We start from the raw sequence: 2,087 nt of genomic DNA on the forward strand, positions 1-2,087 counted from the left end.
GGGCAGCCCCGCGACGTCGAGGCCGCCGCCGTGGGACGGGGCCGCGCCGTCGTCATCGAGGGCGGGGCTGAGGGCCCAGTGGGCCACCGTGAGCACGCGGCCGGTGGGGGAGCGGTCCACGGCGCCGAAGGCGGCCAGCTGCTCGAGGTGCCGGACGGGGCCCGGGACGGTCTCCGCCGCGACGCGGGCGGCGGCGTCGGCGAGCTCCTCGTCGGCGGCGAGCCAGGTGCCCGGCAGCGCCCAGCGGTCCAGGAACGGCTCGCGCATCCGCGGCACGAGGGCCACATGCAGGCGGGGCGCCCCGGAGGGGTCCGGGCGCACGCCGAAGACGGCCGTGGAGACGGCCACGGTGACGCGGGCCTCGGGTGCGGGCACGGCGGACTCCTCGGGAGGGACCGGCGGGGATGTTCTGGTCAGTATGACACTCTTCTCCGCGTGCAGAAAAAGTTGATATGACCATAAGTGATCAGGGGTCGCCCCGCCGCCCGCCCGTTAGCCTGGAGCGCGTGAGCACCCCTGACCCCTCCGCATCCGCCGCCCCCTCCGACGCCGCCCTCGCCTCCGACGTGATCGGCGACGGGCCGCACCGCGTCGCCTTCCTCCACGGCCTCATGGGCCGGGGCAGGAACTTCACGGGCCCCGCCAAGGCGCTCGCGGACGACTTCACGGTGGAGCTCCTCGACCTGCCGGACCACGGCCGGTCCCCCTGGACGGACCGGGTGGACTACCAGGAGATCGCGGACCGGGTGGCGGAGCACCTGCGGGCCGGCCTGGCCGCGGACGGCCCGGTGCACGTGCTCGGCCACTCGATGGGCGGCAAGGTCGCCATGGTGCTGGCCCTGCGCCACCCGGACCTCGTGGACCGCCTGATCGTGGAGGACATCTCCCCGCGGCTGTCCCCGCAGGCCACCGACGAGTTCGTGCACCTGCTCGGCACCATGCTGCGCATGGACCTGGACTCCTACGAGTCCCGCGCCGAGGCGGACGCGGTGATGGCCGAGCACGTGCACGACGCGCGGGTGCGCGGCTTCCTGCTCCAGAACCTGCGCCGCGAGGGCGGCCGGTTCGCGTGGCAGCCCAACGTGGCCATGCTCTTCGAGCACCTGGAGGCGGTCGGCTCCTTCCCGGACCCGGCGGCGCCGGAGGACCCGGACCGCGTGTTCGACCGCCCGGTGCTGTGGCTGGCGGGCGCGAATTCCGACTACGTGCGGGACGAGGACGTGCCGCGCATGAAGGACCTGTTCCCGCGCGTCGTCCGGGTCACGGTCCGCGACGCGGGGCACTGGCTCCACGCGGACCAGCCGGAGGCGTTCGTCTCGGCCGTGCGCACGTTCCTCACGGCGGACTGAGGCGGTGCGCGTGCCCGCCGCGCCGGTGCGGATCGCTGGCGTGGACCTCGCGGCCGCGCCGGAGCGCACCGGCTGGGCCGTCCTGGAGCTGACGGCGCTGCCGTCCCCGGACGGCAGGGGTGCGTCCGGGCGGCTGGCGGCGGCGGGCCGCGGCCTCGACGACGGCGCCCTCCTGGACCTGCTGGCCTCGGCCGCGCTCACCGGCGTGGACGTGCCCGTCGGCTGGCCGGCGCCCTTCCGCGCGCTTCTCGACGGGGCATGCGACCCTGACGGCGGCGCCCTCGGCGCGGGCGGCCCCGCATGGCGCCGGGAGATGACCCTGCGGGAGACGGACCACGCCGTCACCGCGCGGACCGGCCTGCGGCCGCTGTCCGTGGCGGCGGACCGGATCGCCCATCCCGCGCTGCGGTGGGCCGCCGTGGCCGCCGAGGGACGCCGTCGGAGGCTGGCGCTGCCGCTCGAGGGCCCCGTGGCCGACCCCGTTCCGGAGGGCGGCGCCGCCCGGGCGTGCGAGGTGTATCCGGCCGGCACGCTGCACGTGTGGGGGCTGGCCCACCGCGGCTACAAGGCGTCCGCGAGGGAGCCGGGGTCGGGCGTACGCGCGGCGATCCTCGCCGGCGTCGAGGCGAGGCACCCCGGCGTGGACCTCTCCGCCGGCCACGTGGCCGCCCTCGCCTCGGACGACGTGCTGGACGCCGTCGTCGCCGCCCTGTCCGCCGCGTGGGCGGCCGGGGGCTG

2 protein-coding genes and 1 pseudogene are annotated in these 2,087 nt (G+C 76.9%); 2 read left to right on the forward strand and 1 reads right to left on the reverse strand.

Annotation, left to right across the window (positions count from 1 at the left end; translation table 11 throughout):
* Positions 1-375 (reverse strand): annotated as a pseudogene (locus NWP10_RS11685) (DNA mismatch repair protein MutT); the annotation flags it as partial.
* A 131-nt stretch (positions 376-506) separates the two neighbouring features.
* Here NWP10_RS11685 and NWP10_RS11690 point away from each other — a divergent pair.
* Together NWP10_RS11690 and NWP10_RS11695 are read left to right on the forward strand one after the other, a co-directional pair.
* Positions 507-1,349 (forward strand): alpha/beta fold hydrolase, encoded by an 843-nt coding sequence (locus tag NWP10_RS11690; protein ID WP_258301015.1) that lies wholly within the window; start codon positions 507-509, stop codon positions 1,347-1,349.
* 10 nt (positions 1,350-1,359) lie between these two features.
* Positions 1,360-2,087: DUF429 domain-containing protein (locus tag NWP10_RS11695; protein ID WP_258301016.1), on the forward strand; the 728-nt coding region annotated here is incomplete at its 3' end.

The organism is Micrococcus sp. HG099, from assembly GCF_024723355.1.
GTDB classification, from domain to species: Bacteria; Actinomycetota; Actinomycetes; order Actinomycetales; family Micrococcaceae; genus Micrococcus; species Micrococcus endophyticus.